This window comes from Flavobacterium sp. N1736 (genome assembly GCF_025947065.1).
Taxonomy (GTDB): Bacteria; Bacteroidota; Bacteroidia; order Flavobacteriales; family Flavobacteriaceae; genus Flavobacterium.
Genome location: NZ_CP109994.1, coordinates 2,251,497 through 2,271,896, shown reverse-complemented (window position 1 = coordinate 2,271,896; position 20,400 = coordinate 2,251,497). Strand labels below are relative to the sequence as shown.

Sequence of the window (20,400 nt, the reverse complement as noted above, 5' to 3'; positions counted from 1 at the left end):
AGAAATGATATGAAAAACAGAGATAAAAGAACCTGGACAGTTTTCATAATACTGTCAATAGTAGCGGGTTATTATTTTATGTTCCCGGGAAGAAACTGGCTTGGCAAATCTTATCTGGAATCTGCTCCAACAAACGGATTTGCAGTGGTTGAACTTTTTACTTCGGAAGGCTGTTCGAGCTGTCCGGCTGCTGAAGATCTCATAGACAAAATGCGTGCAGAATCCGGCAATAAACAAATTTACTTTTTGGCTTTTCATGTTGATTACTGGAACAATCTTGGATGGGCAGACCGATTTAGCTCACAAAAATTTTCAGCGCGCCAGCAACAATATGCGGAATGGATGAATCTTCAAATTCTTTATACGCCACAGTTTATCGTTAATGGACAGTCAGAATTTGCAGGAAGTGATCAAAGAACGCTTTACAGAACTGTTTCCAGAACCATGCACAATGTGTCTGATCCTCTAATGCTGCGAAGTCGTTCTCAAGACAGCCTTATAAAGGTGGATTTTAAGGTGCAGAAAGAGTACAAAGACAGCAATTTGCTGGTTGCGTTGATTCAGAAAGATACTTACACAGAGGTAAAAAAAGGTGAAAATGCAGGGAATTTGCTTCATCATGCGCAGACTGTCAGACAAACCTTTGTTGCTATTTTAAACAAAAAAGAAGGATTTGTCACGCTTTTAAAACCTCTGGGTTTTGATGCTGAGCACTGGGAAATTATAGGTTTTATACAAAACAACAGTACAGGAAAGATTATAGCGGCTGCAAAAGCGGTTTATTAATTAGTATTTACTTAAAACTAAAAAGTGATGATAAAAATATTTTTTAGGGCGATAGCAGAAATTGTGGTGACCGCCTGTTGTCTGGAATGCTTTGATACTTTTAATTTTTGTTCTAAAGAGGAACAGCAGGGTGTTATTGCAGAGGCAAAGGACAAAGTTTCAAAAATAAGGCATAAGATCAGGGAGTTTTTTCTAATCATTAAGCCGTAAAATTTTGTGGCTTTTTAGATTTAGGAATTTCTTTAGTGTATTAAAAAAGCCCTTTAAATTCAGGGCTTTTTGCTTTATCTGTTCTCAAGCCAGCTCAAAAAGGCTGTGGTTTTTTCTTTGCCTATCAAAAGTCTTTCTTCTGTTGGAATACTGAGTTTTACCAGCAATTTGCGAGAAAAATAATGCTCGACTTCTTTAATGGCGCTGAAGTTGACCAAATACTGCCTGTTAATCCTGAAAAACTGACCCGGCGCAAGCAGTTTAGAAACATCGTCAAGAGACTGCGCAAGTGGGTAGAGGCACTTGTCAAAAGTCATAATAGAAACTGTTTCATAATGGATAAAGAAAAAAGCAATGGTATCTGTTTGAATTGTTACATACTTATTGTTTTTAAATACCAGAAAACTTCGCTTGCCTGTATGTTCTCCCTGTCGGGTAAGGAGGTAATCAAAATCAGGAATGTTTTTTTGGTTTCTCTGAAAGAAATTTTTTAGTTCTCCCGCCTTTTTAATAGCCAGGGTTATGCTTTCTCTTGAAAAGGGTTTTAGTATATAATCGATGCCGTTTGCTTTAAAGGCATCAATAGCATAATTGTCAAATGCGGTGCAGAAAATGACGGGAGAAATTATTTCGACTCGTTTAAAAATTTCAAAACATAGCCCGTCTGCGAGCTGGATATCCATAAATATTAAATCAGGCTGGTCTTTTTCCTTCAGGTATTCTACTGCTGTTTCAATACTCTGAATATATGCCAGAATCTGTGCGTCCGGACGAATGCTGAGAATTATTTGCCCCAGCGCTTTGGCTGTTTTGATTTCGTCTTCAATTATTAGTATAGTCATGGATCAAAGGTATTTTTACTTTAAACTCAGTTTCATTTTTGTCAATTTCAATCTCTTTGTCAGTAAGATGTAAAACACGCTGGTTGATATTATCAAGACCTACGCCGGTTGATAAACTTCCCATTTTTAGCTGTATTTTATTTTCAACAACCACAAAGTCATTTTCAGTGTACAATCTGATTTTAAGGGGCTTGTCAAGTGAGACTATATTGTGTTTGATGCAATTTTCGATAAGAAGCTGCAGTGCAAACGGAGGAATGCCACATTGATAATATTTAGGTTCGATCTGATTTTCTACATCAAACCCTTCTTCAAAACGGGCTTTTAATAAATATGTATAGGCTTCGAGAATTTGAAGTTCTTCGCCTAAAGAAATGATGTCGAGTTTTCTGCTCTCGAGTGTAAAACGATAAAAGTCGGAAAGTTTTAAAATAAAGTCAGCACTGGAGGGATCCTGCATTTCAACCATCGACTTTAATGTATTGAGACTGTTAAAGAGAAAATGCGGATTTACCTGCTGTTTTAAAAGTTCGTATTGCGCACCTAAATTAACAGCGATAGTTCGCTCCAATTCAAAACCTATCTGCTGAGTTTTGTAATTCTGGAATAACAGATGAAGGAACATATAAACAATAAGGTTAATAAGAAAACTCAATATTTCAAACATAACCCTCGCATCTGATCTTGATACCAAAAAGAGTTCTTCATGAGCGATCACAATAAGTATCATGGTAATCATTCCTATTATCACACTGAGAAATAGTCTTCCGTTGAGGAAATTTTTACTGCTTCCGCGGGATGTAAATTTAGGAAGCGCATAAATATTGTAGTACCAGATAAAAAGCGAAAAGAAAAAAGAAATAGAAGAATTAATGAGTGCGTCGCTAATTTTGGAATTCTGCTCACACAGCTTAGGAATTGAAGCCAGTATGCCCAATACAAGGGAGCTTCCCCAAATCACACGCCAGGAAACTTGGAACATTTTTCTCTCTTTTTTCATGATCAGTGTGTTTAGTTTGTATAAAGGTATAATTTTTTTAAATCCAAAGAGCTTCATCACTTTCCATCATATCCATTAGCATTCCTGTTTCGCATGATGGGTTTTCTGTTTCCAGTATTACCTCTCTCAAGACTTCATTATTACAATACATATTGTCAAATGAATAATCTGATTTATTGATTTTGAGATGGTCAAAAGTATCCAACTGCGCATGCGTTTTCAAGGAAAGGGCAGAGACAGTATTTTTAATTTTTTTCATAGTATTTGTTTTAAAAAGGGTCGGCACTGTTAAACAGTGCTGACCCAAATAACTTAGACTGCAGTGATGGTAACATTTACGTTTCCTCTTGTCATTTTAGAATAAGGACAGGTCTGGTGCGCCATTGTTGTGATCGTATTTACAGTTTCTTTATCGATACCCGGAAGGCTAACGTTTAAGCGTGCCTGTAAATAATACTCACTGCCTGTTTGATATAAGTCTACTTCGGTATCTACTGCAGTGTCAGCAGGCAGCCTGATGCCTAATTTTCCTGCTGCAATACCCATAGCTCCAATAAAGCAGGCAGACCATCCTGCTGCGAACAATTGTTCTGGGTTTGTACCCGGACCCGCTGCGCCCGGTGATGTAAGTTTAATGTTCAAACGATCGTCAGAACTTTGAGCTGAGCCTTCGCGGCCTCCTGTAGTACGTGTTTTTGCTGTATAAAGCACTTTTTCTGGTTGTGGGATTGTGTTTTCCATTTTTTGTAAAAATTTAAGTTGTTATGAATTTATAGATCAAAATTAGTCTGGTTTTAAGCCTCAGCCTATGGCTATATTGTTTAAGCCGACAAATTGAAAGGTGAACTGGACATTTGCTATGCCGGATATTTTTTTATTAATTTTTCAGATGTTCTAATTGTGCAAATTTTGGTGTTTCTTATGGCTATTGAGCCAAAAAACCGCCATCTACAGGATAATAGCCTCCGGTAACATAGGATGATTTAGGAGATGCCAGAAACAGAATCAGTTCTGCTATTTCTTCAGGTTCGCCCATACGTCCAAGCGGTAGTGATTCTACTACTGTATCAATAGTTGCCTGGTCAAGGGTTTTCATTACCAGCGGTGTTTTAATGTAGCTCGGCGCGATAGAATTAATACGGATATTTTTATCTGCATATTCCAGTGCTGCTGCTTTGGTAAGACCTACCACACCATGTTTTGCCGCAACATAAGCAGGCAAAAACTTGGTTCCAACCTGACCCAGGATAGACGCTAGATTGACAATACTTCCGCCTCTTTCGATCATGGCTGGTATTTGGTAGCGCAGTCCATAAAAAACACCCGAGAGATTTACGTCGATTACTTTCTGCCAGTCCTCCAGCGGATAATCGCCCGTCAGCCCGAATGGACCAACAATACCGGCATTGTTCACCGCAATGTCCAGTTGTCCGTAATGCTTTAAGGTATAGGCAACCAGGGCTTCATTTTCAGCAGCGCTGGCAACATCGGCTTTAAAAAAAATGGCATCGCCTCCTTTTTCAATTATTTCCTTTACAACTGCCTGACCGTTTTCTTTACTAATGTTTGACACAACTACCTTTGCGCCATTTTCGGCTAAAAGCAAAGCGGTTGCTTTTCCAATACCGGCACCTGCACCTGTAATAAGGGCTACTTTGTTTTCAAGAATTTTCATAATATAAGTTTGATAATGAATAAAATTTTAAGTTGAAATGTGTTTTAAATTTCTGAGGCAAAGATATTTTGCGATTCCAGCATATTTAATCACAAAGTGGCTTAAATGGGCGAAGCGGGGGGTAAATTGGACAGGAACTCAGTTAAAGTGTTCTGAGTTAATTGTTTGTTTTTTAATTGTTTAGATGTAAGGTGTGATGTGCACAGCAGTTTACGGACATTGGCAAGCCCTAATGAATTTGGTTTGCACCATTCATAAAAAAGAGGGAATAACTATAATGCAGATCAAAAGGGAATTTTATTAAGGTAAATTGATTGGGGAGCCGTATGTACGGTCAATTTTCTTAATGCATAAAATTAGGAATAAATAGGTAAAATCACCAGCGTTTTAACATACAATTGAATATGTAAAAGAGGCAATTTTTCAGCTGAATCTATTATTATATTTGTTATAATTTTTTGGGTTAACACTTATTTTTATTGAGCCAATATCATTCATTGAAATAAAGGACATTTATAAAAATTAAAAAATAATCCCAATTTAATCCATATAAATGCATTTAAAGTATCTATTGATTTTTTTTATTTTGTTTTCATTCAAAGCAAATTCACAAATTTTAGAAGAGAAGAAAAATTTTCGGGCAGCAGATTCGCTCTTGAAAGAGCCTAGTTTTTCTGTACACAGAGATAATTATTTTTTAACCGGTGTGCCCATTAATACTGATATTACCCGCAATACTGCCGATGTAAAATATCAGGTGAGTTTTAAGTTACGATTGAAATCAAAACCTTTGTGGGGCGGTTTTTTTCCGTATTTATTATATACTCAAAAAGCTTTTTGGGATATTTATGCCAATTCAAAACCCTTTGCCGAAATTAATTTTAATCCCGGTGTTGCCATCGTACGTCCGTTTTATTTAAAAGGAGGAAGGTTAACATATGGAACAATTTCATTAGAACATGAATCAAACGGCAGGGATTCTATTTATTCCAGAACCTGGAACATGCTTGCTTTTTCGCTAAAGTCACAAATTTCGCCACGATGGGTTGTTGGACTAAGAGGATGGATTCCGCTTGTTGATAAAGAAGATAATCCGGAGCTTACCAAATATGTTGGATACGGCGAAGCGAGCGCCACTTATCAAATACAACCCGGAAGATGGAGTGCTGACATTCTTTTCAGAAAGGGAAGTGGTCTTATTAATTATGGATCTTTGCAGACACAAGTTAACTGGAGACCATACAAAACTGAGAATTATTATCTTACGCTTCAATGGTTTGTGGGCTACACAGAAAGTTTGATCGATTATCAGGAACACAAAAGTATGGTACGTTTAGGATTTACAATCAAACCTGAAAATATGGGGATTTTTTAAATTTTTTGTATGAGAGAAGCAGCAAGAATGCCTTGCTACTATCTCTGATACAAATTCATTTTATAGCAGATCCTGATAAAAGGTAATATTACGAACATTTACGGGATCCCATGCTCCGTTAGAAATACGGTGTAATTCAATATAATAAATTCCTTCTTCCAGATAAACATTACCCAATTGTTTGATTTGATAGTTTGTAAAATTATTATTAGTTGTAGTAAACGGATAAATAATACTTAAACTATCGTTTATTTTTAGTTGGAATTTACCTGAATAACCCGCGAGCTCACTTTGCAAATGGTAGATGCCTGCCACATTTATTTTGACTCTCCATGCTACATAAGAAGCTGCATTTGTCCATCCGCCAATATTATAATTGGGTGCGTTTTCTATCTTGATACCACTTCCGTGTAATATTGCGCTTTGAGCAGGAAGAATAAGCATTCTGTCTGCATTTTGATTGATAATAGGAGTGGTATCTATGGGAACATGAATTGAAACTTGACGCACATTTACAGGATTCCAGCCTCCATTTGAGATACGATGCAGCTCTATATTATAAATTCCAACAGGTAAATTAAGCATTCCGATGGATAAAGTCTGATAGTTATTAAAATCAGTTGTTGCTGTTGTGAAGGGATACGGTCCCTGATCTGCTTGGTTTACTTTTAGTACAAATTGTCCTGAATACCCGGATACAATAACATCCAAAACGAAATTTCCGGGTTGAATAACTTCAACATGCCAGGTTGCAAATTTAGTATCATCAGTCCATGAACCGAGATTATAAAGTGGTCCGTTTTCAATACTCAATCCGGTTGTAGTGGCATCGACCGCATTTAAATTAAGTGTACCATCTTTGTATTGTTTAACAAAACTGATAAGAATATCGACAATACCTGACATTTCTAAAACAATAGTTGTACTTATACTATCCAGCGGAGCAGCAGGAACAGGAATAATATATCCCGAAGCCTTGTCATTTGGGGTTATATTTAATGCTGTTTTGGTAGTATCGGCAAGGAAATACGATTTTACAATACTTCCTTCGGGCAAATCGGGAACAAGTAAATTTTCGTCCGTAGGCCAGTTATCAGTAAATATATGCAGATAGAGATATTGTATTCCGTCTGTAATTTTGCGGGTCGCCCGTCCCCAGGATAATTGTTTGGTGTAAGGACTTGGCTGTGCTTTTTCTATAGCCATTTTATTTATAGCCATCCAGGCTGCAAAACCATCCAGTCTGTTTACGGCTTCATGCGGAAATGTTCCGTCTCCTTCAGGACCTATATTGAGCAGGAAATTACCTCCTTTACTGATAATATCAATTAACTTTTGAATTAAATCTTTCTCGGTTTTCCAGCGCGGATCATAAGCATCATATCCCCAATTATCATTCATGGTCATGCAAGTTTCCCAATCTGTTCCGTTTCCGTTTGGTGGCATACTTGGAATGTTTTGTTCCGGGGTAAAATAATCTCCGGTCAAACCATCTTCCATTCGGTTATTGAATATCAAACGTTCAGATCCGGGAATGTTTTTAATTGCTTTCATCATTCTGTAACGAAATTCAGGTGTACTGCCTTCACCCATATCCCACCAAAGCAAATCAATATCGTAATCATTAATCATGGTTTGAATGTGAGGTACAACAATCGTATCAGTATATTGTGCTTTTTCATCATAAGAAGCTTCATGACTGGGTGTTGTATTTTGAGGTATCCAGCCCATTCCTCCCGGATTCATCCAATCGAGACATTGCGAATAATAAAATCCAATTTTTAATCCTGCCGCATGTGCTTCAATTACCAAATTTTTCAAAATATCTGCCGAAATATTGGTATCATCCTGAATATTATATCCAACGTGATGGGTGTGTATCAAAGCAAAACCTTCGTGATGTTTGGCGGTAACGACAATATATTTCATGCCGGCATCTTTTGCCATTCTTACCCATTCGGAAGCATTGAAGTTTTGCGCCGTAAAATTTTGCTGCCAGCGCGTTTTGTATTCGCTTCGCGGAATCTGGGCTGCAAACATAATCCATTCTGCATATTGACCGCGCGCGTAAGGTTCTCCTGTCGCGGGATCAATTTTAATAGTTCCGTCAGGATTAATCCATTCCGGACGATAAGCAGAGTAATAATCCTGCATCCAGTAATCTGGTCCAATGCCGGGACCGGATTTTATTAAAGTTGGTCCTGTATAATGTCCTGCCAGTCCGGAGTAAGCGCCCCAATGCAGAAATAGCCCGAAACCCGCTTCACGCCACCACGCCATCCGTAGATCTTTATGTGTTTTTGTTTCTTCTGTTGTTATATAAAGACTATTGCTCATTTTAGTAAAAAGGTTCAGATTGTCATCGCGGCCTCTTACTGAGAAATAGTAAATATCAAATGAATTCAGGTTATGTATAGTGATAAAATTGGAGGTAACATTTTGATGAAAAACACCTTCTTGAAAAACGTCAAATGAAGTTATTCCCGGAAGTACATCCCACGATAAAGAAACAGAATTGGCTTGTATATTAGTAGCTTTGAGTTCTTTAGGATTGTTATTATAAAAAGGATTAATATCAATTTCTGTATCGCTAAAAGTTAACTCATCGATATAAACAATATCTCCAACGGCACGATTATCAGTAAAATCAGGCTGAATACCAAAACTGCTGATATCTTTTACCTTATTCGTCAATAAATCAAATACGGCAACTCCCCATTCGTTTACTTTATCCAGTGGACTTTGAGGCAGGAATTCAGTTCCAATATTAACTCTGATCTGAGAGTTTGGATTATTGCGATAATACTTCATGTACAAATACTTATACTCGGTAAGGGGTTCTTTTAGCGTACAAAAAAATCCTGCCCATTTAATGGCATTGTCAAGTCGTTTAAATTTCAGGACTTTATTACTTTGGTTTGATCCGGTTTTGTCTGGATTATTTACCACAGTAATTTCCGTAGCGCCTGCCGGATTGATATTTATTTTATTTGTAAAGTTGATTTGTCCGTTTTCAAAATTATCTAATACAAGCGGTTCTCTGATTATGAGACGCGGATAATAATCCGGTTTAAATTGCAGTTTGCCTAATGCTGTCTGAATTTCTGGAGCCGACATAAAATAATCCCAAAGCAAACCGGAACGGTAATTTTCTATCATACAAATAATCGGACCCTGATCGATTGCCAAATAACTGGCATCGCTCCAATTGACTGTTTCACTGAAAGAGTCTAAAAATCCGGCTTTTTCGTTCCATGTTTTAGCTCCCAACTGATCATGAAAATACCTCAGGGCAGCTAATGATTCTTTGGGAGTATAAGGCATTGCAGAAATAGCTGCCGTTGGCGCAATGACACCTTTGTCGTTTCCGGGTGAATGTGCGCTGTAACTTACAGGACCATCAGAAGCCGTTAGTCCCCAGGCTTTATTCTCGCCATATCCTTTATATTCCAACGGATTTTCCTGACAATACGCTCTGTTTATCAAGGTATGAGCCTGATTTTGCTGAAAATAATTTACGTCATTATAACTATCCCGCAAATTTTTTGGGTTAAACCCGAGAAATGAATAATGAGAGAAAAATAATGGGCCGCCTTTTGCACTTCCTCTGCCAACAGGAAGCGTTATATCATAAAACTTTTGATTTTTGGTTTTATAGGTACTGCCTGATGACCAACCGCTTTGCCATAAACCGGGAGCGATGGGGTGAGTTGGTGAAGCAATAGCTAACAGATACGTAATCATACATTCGTTCCAGCCGATAATCTGCAATTTAAGCACATTCTGCAACTCATTATTACAATGCCAGTAAAGCCTGTCTGATCCAAATGTAAAAAAGTTCCAGTCGACATTGTTCCAAAGGATATTGATTTTAACAACTAAATCCTGTTCGGTTAAAATGGGCTGATTAAAATACTGACGTGCCGTAAGCAAACCTTGTATCATAAATGATGTTTCGACCAGATCGGCGCCATTATCATCTGTACTAAACGGAATGGTTTCGCCGGTATTTCCATTCATCCAATGGGCAAAAGCACCTTTGTAATTTGTTGCGGAGTTAGTCAGGAAATCAACAATTTTCTCCATTCGCTGGCGTCCTTCTTCTCTGGTAATAAAACCTCTTTCGATACCAACTAAAATAGCCATTACTCCAAATCCGGAACCGCCGGAAGTAACAGTATTTCCGGCTGCTCCTTCAACAGGAATACGTTCGTATGCCATTCCTGAACTCGATGCATAATCCCAAAAGTACTTAAAGGTGTATTTTTGTGTTTTGGTAAGCAATTCTTCGTCTGTAAGCACAGGCGGTAATGAAGCAGATTTTTTCATAAGATTAATTTAGGTTTTGATAATAGTAAGTAACACTGTATGCTCTGTTCCTCAAATAAATAATCTTATTTCTGCTGTAGTTGCTAATGCAGAAGGCGGGCTTTGATGATCTTTAAAAATAAAGAATGATAGGTTTTTATTGTTTTAAGTATTTGAAAATTAAGGTTTTGTGATAAATATAATACGAATATATTCATTATTATTGAATAAAACATCATAAAAAAACTACTAAATTTTCAGTAAATAATTTGATTATTAATTACGATTGGCACTATTGGCTTGTCGGATTACTTTTGGATCAGTCAGGTTAAAACGATAAACAAAACTAAGTCGGTATCGGGCAGCGTTTGGAATACTGTTTTGGGTAAATAAATAATCTGTTCCGGTCGTGGTACTTTTGTTTTGGCGCAAATTGAAAGCATTTGAAACATCAAATACAATAGTTGCTTTGTCTTTTAATAAAATCTTGCTCAAACCAAAATCGATTGATTGCAATGCTTCATTTTTTGTTTGTGCATTTTGCTGTTCTCCACGAAAGTTATAACGACCCTGAAAACTGAATTTAGACGGAAGCTTGATCTGCGTACTCAAACGTCCGGTAAAGGTTTCTCCGTCATAGTCAAGATTTTTTTCCTGATAATTTCCTTTTTGTTCAAAGCGATAAAAATTCATTTCGGCATTGATCTGCAGCCATTTCATCGGATTGTATAATGCAGAAAGTTCTATACCGCTGCGTATTTCGTAATCGATATTAATAGGCGTTGTGTAAAAAATATCATTTTCACGATAGGTAAAATCCTGAATATAACCATTCTCACGCTGGTAATAAACGGAAGGATTCAATGTCAGTGTTTTCCATGTTTTAAGGAAAGCCATTTCAAAAACATCCGAATAAGAAGGGTTAAGATCAGGATTACCAATATATTGTGCGTTTAAATCCGTTAACTCATTAAAAGGATACAACTCATACAAATCAGGGCGGTTAATGCGCTTGCTGTAATTGAGCTGTAAAGTTGAGGTTTCAAACTTATAACTCATATTAACGGTTGGAAACAATTTATTGTAGTTTTTCGTATCATTATATGTGTTTTGAATATCTGTGATCGAAATATGGGTTAACTCTGTACGCAAACCCAGCATATAAGAAAAGTGTTTAACCTTGCTGTTAAATTGCACATAAGCACCGGAAATGTTTTCGGCATAATTTAAGTGATTATCAATATTTTGGTAAACGTTCCAGATATTATCCTGCTCTTGTTCAGCTAAAAAATTACTCGAAACTTTACGGATTTCAGTTTTAATTCCAAACTCAAATACCGAAACACTATCAACAGGCTGTATAAAATCACTCTTGGCAAGAAAATCTTTGCTGTTGCCAATAGAGCTCGTTCTAATACCGGGATAATCTAATGGCGTTGGCGACAAACGCTGTGTTGTAAGATTCCATTTTTTATCGCTGTTCCACCAATCATACTGCATATCAATAGTCCATTTTTTTTCGGGCTGTTTAAATGTATGCGTATAATTAAATTCTAATTGGCTGTAATCTCTTTTTTCAAGTGATTTGCCGTGTCTTGTCAGGATACTATCCTGGATAGTACTTGAAGGATTACTGTAATCATAAAATAAATCAGTTTTATCATTGTCGTGTGTAGCATTTTTTAAAAAAGCGGTGGTTATAGTTTGATGTTCGTTAATAAAATAATCAGCACCCAGATACAGTAATTTGCCGTCGTCATGACGATCTTCATTTTGTACGCGGTTCATTAAAGTGGGTGTGCCATTAGTAGTGGATTGATTTGTAGTGTATAAACCAACATAATCAGAAGAGCGAATGCTGAAATTAGAAAAAATGTTGATCTTATCTGATTTATAATTGATACTTGGGTTAAGGCGGCTATCGTTAGGCGAACCCGCAACTAATCGAACCTGACCGCTAAAACCACTTTTTTTGTTTTTTTTCAATATAATATTGATAATACCGGCAGAACCGGCAGCGTCATATCTCGATGAAGGATTCGTAATTACTTCTATTCGGTCAATTTGGTCTGCGGCGATCTGATCAAGTGCATTGCCTTGTGTAAGACCGGACTGACGACCATTTATAAGAACTAATACACTGCTGTTGCCACGAAGACTTATTGCTCCCGTTGGGCTTACCGCTATAGATGGCACTCCATTTAAAACATCATGAGCAGAGCCATTCTGCGAAAGCACATCTTTACCAACTTCAAAAACTTTTTTATCTATTTTTAAACTAATATTAGATTTTGTTCCGTTAATTTCGACTGCATTTAATTGCACGGCATCATTATTTAAACCAATAGTTCCGAGTTGTATTTTTGTATGAGCTGCAATAATTTCCAACGGTTGACTATAAGACTGATAACCCAAAAAACTGAAAGTTACGGTCATTTTTCCCAATGGTAATCCGTCCAGATTAAAAGCGCCATAATCATCAGTAATGCCCGCAGCCAGTATTTTTGAGTTGCTGTCTTTTACAGCGATTGTTACATACGGCAACGCTTCTTTAGTGGTATTATCCTGTACTTTACCGGAAACAGTGCTTTGCTGCGCGACGACAGAAAGCTGAAAAAATAAGATTAGAATACTGATTATTAAGGTTTTCATATTATAAGGTTTTGATACTGCAAGATTAAATCATAAAACAAAACACTGCTTTTGAAAACATGCAAACGGCTCTAACACCTTTTGAAATGCATTTCCCAATTCGATATTTATTCTATCTTTATCTTATGTATCGATTTGCCTTTTTTACCTTTTTTTTACTGCTTTTGTTTACGTCATGTAAACAATATACTGATTATGTAAAATCGGATGCATCGTACTATGTTAATGAAGATCGTGTACAGGATTATTTGGGTAAATCTGCACAAGATATTTTTAAAGTTCAAATACCATTAAAGCTTGTTAAACGTGATAATAATGCCGGACCATTAGGTTTACAGGTAAATGCTTTTGGTGCTTTTGATGTGTATTGGGATGGTATTTTAGTGGGAAGCAACGGTAAAATGGCAAAATCAGGTCAGCCCGAAGTACCCGGAACCGAAATGACATATTATCAAATACCCGAAAAACGAGCCAATATAGGCAAACACATTGTTACTATTATTGGAACACAAACGCAATTACAAGAGGCAAAACGCGGAATTGATATTAAACTCGAAAGCTATTTAAGACTTCATCGTGCACCGCTTATTGTCATGTCTTTTATGAACCTCATGGCGGGAGCTTTTTTAATTGCCGCTATCTATTATTCTTTTCTGTATATCAATAGTACCCGTAAAGAAACAACAGTTTTGCTTTTTGCAATAATATGTCTGTTTTTCTTCTGCTTATTAATCATAGAATACGTAAAGTTTTATATCAACATTCCATACACCCAATTTTATTCCCGTTTAGAGATCGTTGGCTGGATTACGTTTGCAATCTCGATGCTCGTTCCGTGGTATTTTATGCTGCAGTTTGAATTCGAAAAAAAGCGGCTGTATTTGCTTATTTTATTTTCGGGACTTATTGGTATTTATATTTTAAATTATCATCATTATGATCTTACTGCCATACTTTTTAGCGATGCAATGTGGCTTATTTCTATTGCGGTCGCTACTAATGCTGCAGCTCGACAAATTAAGGGAGGAATAATTGTTGTACTCGGTTTAGTGGCAAGTGTGGCTGTTAATTACTTTTTATTTTATGATTTTGGATTGTTTATCGCTTTCACCATTATCGTACTTTGCATGCTTTATCTGCATACTATTCGCGCCAAAGCAATCGAAGAAGCGCATAACGCATCATTATTACTTTCGTCAAGATTACAGTTAGAACTGATTAAGAAAAATATTCAGCCTCATTTTCTTCGTAATACCTTAACTTCCTTAATTGATTGGGTTGAAGAATCACCGCAGCAAGGCGTTGTATTTATTCGCGCGCTGGCAGACGAGTTTGATATCATGAATTCTATTGCCGAAGATACATTGATACCAATAAGAGAAGAAATTCAATTATGCCGAAAACATCTCGAAGTAATGTCTTTTCGTAAAGAAGTTTGCTACGATTGGCAAGAAAAAAATATTGATGAAAATGAAGAGATTCCGCCTGCGATTATTCATACTATTATAGAAAACGGAATTACACACAGTTTGCCGCCTGAAAAAGGCTGTATTTGTTTTTGCCTGAGTTTTATAAGAGAAAAAAACTATAAAGAGTATACATTGCAAACTATTGCAAAAAACAGACAAACAAAGAAAGACAGAAGTAATGGAACCGGTTTTAAGTATATAAAAGCCAGATTAGACGAAAGTTATGGCGATAATTGGTCTTTTGATTCCTGTGCGGTAAAAGAAGGCTGGCAAACCACAATTAAAATTTTTGAGAAAAGATGAAGATTTTGATTATTGAAGACGAAGCACGAATTGCCAAACGAATTGAAAGAATGACCCGAAATTTCTTTGATAAAGATGTGAACATTTTACTTTCGGACTCACTTGAAACTGGATTAAGCAGTATTGATCAGCACGAGATCGATTTGCTATTGCTGGATTTAAATTTAAATGGCGAAGACGGATTTGATGTCCTGAAAGCTTTTGTAGCACGGTCTTTTCAAACCATTATTATTTCAGCTTATACAGATAAAGCAATTACGGCTTTTGCATATGGCGTATTAGATTTTGTACCCAAACCTTTTGATGAAAACAGATTATCACAAGCCTTTTTACGTTTTACAACACCCGAGAAACAATTAAATCAGGATATTAAGTTTCTGGCTGTAAAAAAAGCAAAAACGGTCAAACTGATCAGAATTTCTGATATACTATATATTAAGGGAGCAGGAATTTATACGGAATTGCATTTATCAGATAATAGCATTGAACTGCACGATAAATCGCTGGAGTCGCTGGAAAAATTACTCCCGCCATCATTTGAGCGAATACACAAATCGTTTATTATTTGTTGGCATGAAGCAGATCGACTAATTGTCGAACCCGGTGGAAAATACGGTATGTTGCTCAAAAATGCAGAAATACTGCCTGTAGGACGCTCCAGGTATAAAGAAATCAGGCAAAAAATGATCTGAGTTTATTATCTCAAAACAGGAATTTTTACAAAACTATCCGTGTACCATTTTATCTGCAAAGGTTCTTTAGCGTCTTGAATTGTTTCTTCGCTTGCATCTTTTCCGGTTCCGTAATTTAACTGAGAAAACGCATTTTTATTAACATCAATTACAATAAGCAATCGACTTCCCTTACTGACTTGTTTGCTAATTAAATGTGTATTTGCAAAAGCAATGGTTTCAATTGTATTTGGTTCTAACAAATTTCTCTTTTCCATATCTTTTGCATAACTGGCGCGCCCAATATAATAAGATAAATGAAAATATTCGCCATTTGGCGTTACTTCATAAATAGTGACACCAAGATCCACATCTTTTTTGTTGATGCTTATTTTTAGTTCACCTAAAAAAGAACCATTTACAATCAATTGTTCTTTTAAAGGTTCGGTTATAAACTTAAATCCGCTGGTTGTATCCAATTCTTTTTTAATTATCGGACCCGGATAATAGTCGTTGTTGCTGCTGTTTTGCCTGTCTGCAAAATCTACTTTTTGCAATAGAAATGTTTTTCTATCCGGTTTTTTAGAACTCGCCCTATAAAAGGTTTCTAATTTAGTATCAATCAGATAAAAAGTTAGAAAATCATTATGCATTTTTTCTATCGATGGAGCACTTTTCCATTCATTCGCACCCATAACTTCATAATTGATTTTATCTTTTAAAACTTCAGGTTTAGCACCATTTTTTAAAATATAATCAAACCATTGATATGTTATTTTTTTGATGTCGATTAGTGCATTTGCATCAACTTTATAATCATTAATAATAGCTTCGCCGCCAATTTGAGTTCCAAAATGACCATACGGACCAATAATCAAATAAGCGGGTGTTTTTGGACTGTATTTTTGAAGTTCTCTTAAATAATATAAACTGGAGTTTTGCGAATCATTATAATAACCATCAAAGGCTAAAACAGGAATTTTGATCTTAGAGAAATCAGTTTTATAAGGCGCCATTTTTTGCCAGTAATTGTCGAATGAAGGATGCTTAATCCATTTTTGAAACCATCGGTTTGGTTCGCCATCAATGCTGTCCAGTTTTTTGTACGCTGCGCCGGATTCCCACCATTTAAATTGCAATCCCCTAAAACGCGGTCTGTTATTTCCGGCAACAGTATCTAAAAATTTATTGTTGCCAACATAAAAAGCCCATTCATAATTGGGGTTTATAAAAATATTATTTTCCATTGGCAAACCCATTCCGGGTCTGTTCGCTACATAGGGAACAATTGTTTTAAGCGCCGGATGAGGTGTTTTGCAAGCTGCCCATTGCGTAAAACCATTGTAACTTCCGCCAAACATACCAACGCTTCCGTTGCACCATTTTTGTTTACTAATCCAGTCAATGGCATCATACGTATCGTTGCTTTCATTTTCGTACGGATTTATTTCATCAGGACTAAAACGCTTTCCTCTCGAATATACAATAACGCCAACATATCCATGATCTGCAGATTCTTTTAAGGTTTTTATATCTCTGCCTTTATCCCGAACATAAATAGTGTATTGCAGAATCACAGGTTTAGGATTAGTTTCTCCTTTTTTACGAATCATTATTGCCGATAATATTCCGCCGTCACGTGTTTTTATCAATATACTATCCTGAATATCATAATCGCTTGTGTCGCTGTTTAATTTTGCAGCTTTTGTTTGCTGAGCCGATAAGTTGAAACTAATTAGAAATAAAATTAGAAATGATATAATTATTTTGTTTCGCATAATGTCAGGTTTAAGGAATTTAAATTATTAGCGTAAAAAGGTATAATCCCTACGGGATATTTTTTTGTGTCGGATATGTTTTTCTACCAACATTTTAATCCTAACGGATTATTTTTTGGTAGCTTTTATTCATATTTAAATGCTAAAATCATATCTCGTAGAGATTAAATGTTGGTAACAAATAATTAGAACCGCAAAAAAATGTCCCGTAGAGACTACACTTTCATTAAAAGACAAGAATTATCGTAAAGTGTTACAATTAAAGTTCAGTTTAAAAGAAAAATACAATTTTATTTAGATTGAAGGTATTTCAAAGTTAACAGGATATTCGGAATATCTTTTACTCTTGCTTCTGTCCAGAAATATTTGTCTTTATAATTTGAGTTTTTGATTATTACAGTAAAAGTTTGGGTTGTATTATAATTTTCAAATTTCAATTGAATTTCCTTCGTGTTAAAGATATATTTTACTATTTTCTTTTCTTTTGCCGCCAAATCCATATTCGGAATAACATAATTTTCAAACCAAATAATTAAATCAGGTATTTCATCCGTTCCAATCCATGCCGTTTCTTTTGTATATTCAGTTGGTCTGTTTGGATAATCTTTTATGATGTAAGTGCTTTCTACGGCTAAGCCTGATATTTTTGTATTTTGTTTTAAATCAATAATCTCACTTGGATAAAATGAAACAGTTTCTCCCAAACCGGATTTAAATAAAGTCTTTTCATTTTCGGACATGTTTATCTGTACATAACCTGATTTTTCAATGAATTTTGATGGTTCTGAATATTGTATTTCCTGAGAATTTTCTATAAATGGAAGAAGAAAGAATAAGAAAGTAAATTTTTTCATGATTGATATTTAATAAGATTGATAAATAATTTATTTACTTTTGAGAAAAGCTTTACATTTAAAACGCCATTTTCATGCCACAATTCAACACTTTTTTATTTTTTCTGGTTTCTATTTTTGGGACACTATCTGCAAACGCGCAACACGAAACCTATTCAGAACCTGTAAAACATGAAATTGCCGATACTACTTTTGTGAATTTAAAAGAGTACAGTAAAGATTTTATCTATGATATGAAATATGCAACCGAAGATAACTTTTTAAAAGCTAAAGTATATGATTGTGCCGAATGTGTTTTGCGTTTAAAAACCGTTGAAGCCTTAGTTGCCGCCAATAAAGATTTTATGAAAAAAGGCTATAAAATAAAACTTTTTGATTGCTACCGACCTTTGTCTATTCAAAAGAAAATGTGGGAGATAGTTTCGAATCCGGAGTATGTGGCAGATCCAAAAAAAGGCTCCATTCATAATAGAGGAGGAGCCGTTGATATTACGCTTGTCGATGCTACTGGAAAAGAACTTGATATGGGAACTCCTTTTGATTTCTTCGGAATTCAGGCGAGTCATAACTATACAAAATTGCCAAATGAAGTAAAATCAAATAGAAAATATCTTAAAAAAGTAATGATTAAACATGGCTTCAATTCCTTCGATTCAGAATGGTGGCATTATAATCTAAAAACAGGCTTAAAAGATAAGGTTTCCAATCAAAAATGGGATTGCAACTAATTACTCAACGCATCTGATATTTTCCATGAAATACGTATCAGGATGATATACTTTCTGGTTCATTTCTGAAGTTATTTCGCTTCTTACAATATAATCTTCAATATCAGTTAAATACTTAATTCGCATTAAGGTAACAGGAGATTTTTTAAGCTCTTCGAAATTATCTTTCATAAACATAAAAATTCCGGTATTTACTCTGTTATTATATTCTTTATCACGAATTAGCGTTCCGCAGTTTTCCTGATTAATATGTATTAAAGTTACGATTTTGCCGTTTTGCAATTGTAAAAACACTTTTGAGTTTTTGTCAAAACAATTCGCTTTTACAAAATCTTTACTTTTTTGAATTAATTGCAGATTTAATGTTGGTAAACCATCTGTTTGTGCCAATGAAAAGAACACATAATTAGAAGTTCCGCCAAAGTTTTTCTCGCTAATCAAATATTCGTTAGTTACTTTATAAGTACCAATAGAATCAGTTACATTGGTGCTGTATTCACAAGGTTTTTGGGCAAATGCAGAAAAGGTTAATAGAAAAAAAGTTAGTGTAATTAGTTGTTTCATTTTTAAGTAATTTTTCTGCAAATTAAAACTATTTTGTTATCATTTTTATCTGTTGTAAAAAAACAATACAAATTTCCACCATTTTTTATTTTCCACTTTTTTCGAATGTTTTCTACCGTGTCCGGAAAATTTCGCGCGGTAACATTTGCCTGCTGATTTAAAAGTGTGGCTTTCATATCGTTTTTGCTGTACGAAACCACCTTTTCGATTTCAAAAGATCTTCCGGGAAAATCAATTAATTCATCAGAAGTATATAAATGAGAATGTTTATGAAGTTTATTTATTTTGAATAGGATACTAACTTCATCAAAACCACCGGATTTCATAATAGCAGAATTGGGTTCGTAGAGAAACTTTTGCGGTAAATGATAAAAAGGCAATTCAGTTTCATCACCTAAAATAAAGTCGAAAGTTTCAGTTTTGTCTTTTAAAATATTGGCGGTTTTTATTATTATTTCGCCTGAATAATGATTGTGAATTTCAAAAAGCAATTCTTTCACTTCATTTTCCAAAGCAATAATATGAATGTTTTTTACGAATTTCAATTCAGATAATCCTGCCGAAATATCTAACAAAGGCGCTGTTTTTATTAAAACAGAATCACTTTTTTCGAAGTAAAAATCTAATAATTCAGGAACATTCGGCAAACAGTCTTTCAGCATAAAAACTTTGCCTTTTGCATCATTTCTTCGTGAAGGATCAATGTAAATCCAATCCCATTTTTGATCTGATTCTTTTAAAACATTTTCAGAATCATCGGCATAAAAAGTACAATTTTCTGTTTTTAATTGTTCGAAATTATGTTTTACAATTTCAGATAAATCTTCATTGATTTCGCAATGCGCAACAGTTTTAAATTTCTTAGAAAAATAATAATCATCAACGCCAAAACCTCCGGTAAGATCAATTAAACTTTTTCCTGAAATTAAAGAAGCTTTATACGCCGCTGTTTTTTCAGAAGAAGTTTGTTCTACAGAAATTTTACTTGGATAAATGATGTTTTCGGTCGAAAACCAAGTTGGTAATTTGTCTTTTGCTTTCGTTTTGGCTTCGATTTGATTTAAAATCGTAATCCATTCCACTTCTGGAAAAGGATTTTTTTGAAGCGCTAATTTTGTAATCGGAACACCGCTATTTTTATTTATGAAGTCTTGAATATTTTGTTGTAAAATAGAAGTGTTCAAT

At 35.3% G+C, this 20,400-nt stretch carries 17 protein-coding genes; 6 read left to right on the top strand and 11 right to left on the bottom strand.

Features of this window, described 5'->3' with window-relative positions:
* Positions 1 to 9 precede the first annotated feature (9 nt).
* A complete protein-coding gene (locus OLM54_RS09455; protein ID WP_264538335.1) occupies positions 10 to 786 on the top strand; it encodes a DUF1223 domain-containing protein in 777 nt (258 codons plus the stop codon).
* Positions 787 to 813: 27 nt separating this feature from the next.
* Complete coding sequence (locus OLM54_RS09450; protein WP_264538334.1) at positions 814 to 996, top strand: hypothetical protein; 183 nt, start codon at positions 814 to 816, stop codon at positions 994 to 996.
* Between the two features lie 74 nt (positions 997 to 1,070).
* Here the strand turns inward: OLM54_RS09450 and OLM54_RS09445 are convergent, their stop codons facing one another.
* The 5 genes from OLM54_RS09445 to OLM54_RS09425 form a co-directional block, all read right to left on the bottom strand.
* Positions 1,071 to 1,838, bottom strand: coding sequence for a LytR/AlgR family response regulator transcription factor (locus OLM54_RS09445; protein WP_264538333.1), 768 nt, complete (start codon positions 1,836 to 1,838; stop codon positions 1,071 to 1,073).
* A complete protein-coding gene (locus tag OLM54_RS09440) occupies positions 1,819 to 2,838 on the bottom strand; it encodes a sensor histidine kinase (RefSeq protein WP_264538332.1) in 1,020 nt (339 codons plus the stop codon). Before OLM54_RS09440 ends, OLM54_RS09445 begins: the two co-directional genes overlap by 20 nt.
* A gap of 37 nt (positions 2,839 to 2,875) precedes the next feature.
* Entirely contained in the window at positions 2,876 to 3,097 is a 222-nt protein-coding gene (locus OLM54_RS09435; RefSeq protein ID WP_264538331.1) for a hypothetical protein, read from the bottom strand.
* Positions 3,098 to 3,150: 53 nt separating this feature from the next.
* A complete protein-coding gene (locus tag OLM54_RS09430) occupies positions 3,151 to 3,579 on the bottom strand; it encodes an organic hydroperoxide resistance protein (RefSeq protein ID WP_264538330.1) in 429 nt (142 codons plus the stop codon).
* A gap of 184 nt (positions 3,580 to 3,763) precedes the next feature.
* Positions 3,764 to 4,513, bottom strand: coding sequence for an SDR family NAD(P)-dependent oxidoreductase (locus tag OLM54_RS09425; RefSeq protein WP_264538329.1), 750 nt, complete (start codon positions 4,511 to 4,513; stop codon positions 3,764 to 3,766).
* A gap of 586 nt (positions 4,514 to 5,099) precedes the next feature.
* Here OLM54_RS09425 and OLM54_RS09420 point away from each other — a divergent pair.
* Positions 5,100 to 5,888 (top strand): phospholipase A, encoded by a 789-nt coding sequence (locus tag OLM54_RS09420; RefSeq protein ID WP_264538328.1) that lies wholly within the window; start codon positions 5,100 to 5,102, stop codon positions 5,886 to 5,888.
* 60 nt (positions 5,889 to 5,948) lie between these two features.
* On the opposite strand, the gene OLM54_RS09415 is transcribed toward OLM54_RS09420, so the two are convergent.
* On the bottom strand, positions 5,949 to 10,217 hold the full coding sequence (locus tag OLM54_RS09415; protein WP_264538327.1) for an alpha-L-fucosidase: 4,269 nt from the start codon (positions 10,215 to 10,217) through the stop codon (positions 5,949 to 5,951).
* 255 nt (positions 10,218 to 10,472) lie between these two features.
* Positions 10,473 to 12,848: an outer membrane beta-barrel family protein gene (locus OLM54_RS09410; RefSeq protein WP_264538326.1), complete on the bottom strand. Its 2,376-nt coding sequence runs from the start codon at positions 12,846 to 12,848 to the stop codon at positions 10,473 to 10,475.
* A 59-nt stretch (positions 12,849 to 12,907) separates the two neighbouring features.
* On the opposite strand from OLM54_RS09410, the gene OLM54_RS09405 reads away from it, so the two are divergent.
* Entirely contained in the window at positions 12,908 to 14,620 is a 1,713-nt protein-coding gene (locus OLM54_RS09405) for a histidine kinase (RefSeq protein ID WP_264538325.1), read from the top strand.
* Positions 14,617 to 15,312: a LytR/AlgR family response regulator transcription factor gene (locus tag OLM54_RS09400; protein ID WP_264538324.1), complete on the top strand. Its 696-nt coding sequence runs from the start codon at positions 14,617 to 14,619 to the stop codon at positions 15,310 to 15,312. The genes OLM54_RS09405 and OLM54_RS09400 overlap by 4 nt, the downstream gene beginning before the upstream one ends.
* A 5-nt stretch (positions 15,313 to 15,317) precedes the next feature.
* On the opposite strand, the gene OLM54_RS09395 is transcribed toward OLM54_RS09400, so the two are convergent.
* Together OLM54_RS09395 and OLM54_RS09390 are read right to left on the bottom strand one after the other, a co-directional pair.
* Positions 15,318 to 17,069, bottom strand: coding sequence for a CocE/NonD family hydrolase (locus OLM54_RS09395; protein WP_264538323.1), 1,752 nt, complete (start codon positions 17,067 to 17,069; stop codon positions 15,318 to 15,320).
* Between the two features lie 290 nt (positions 17,070 to 17,359).
* On the bottom strand, positions 17,360 to 17,923 hold the full coding sequence (locus tag OLM54_RS09390) for a hypothetical protein (RefSeq protein ID WP_264538322.1): 564 nt from the start codon (positions 17,921 to 17,923) through the stop codon (positions 17,360 to 17,362).
* 74 nt (positions 17,924 to 17,997) lie between these two features.
* Here OLM54_RS09390 and OLM54_RS09385 point away from each other — a divergent pair, with 74 nt between their 5' ends.
* Positions 17,998 to 18,651, top strand: a complete 654-nt coding sequence (locus OLM54_RS09385) for a M15 family metallopeptidase (RefSeq protein ID WP_264538321.1) — start codon at positions 17,998 to 18,000, stop codon at positions 18,649 to 18,651.
* Here the strand turns inward: OLM54_RS09385 and OLM54_RS09380 are convergent, their stop codons facing one another.
* Entirely contained in the window at positions 18,652 to 19,215 is a 564-nt protein-coding gene (locus tag OLM54_RS09380; RefSeq protein WP_264538320.1) for a hypothetical protein, read from the bottom strand.
* 2 nt (positions 19,216 to 19,217) lie between these two features.
* Positions 19,218 to 20,399: a class I SAM-dependent methyltransferase gene (locus tag OLM54_RS09375; RefSeq protein WP_264538319.1), complete on the bottom strand. Its 1,182-nt coding sequence runs from the start codon at positions 20,397 to 20,399 to the stop codon at positions 19,218 to 19,220.
* Position 20,400: the final 1 nt, after the last annotated feature.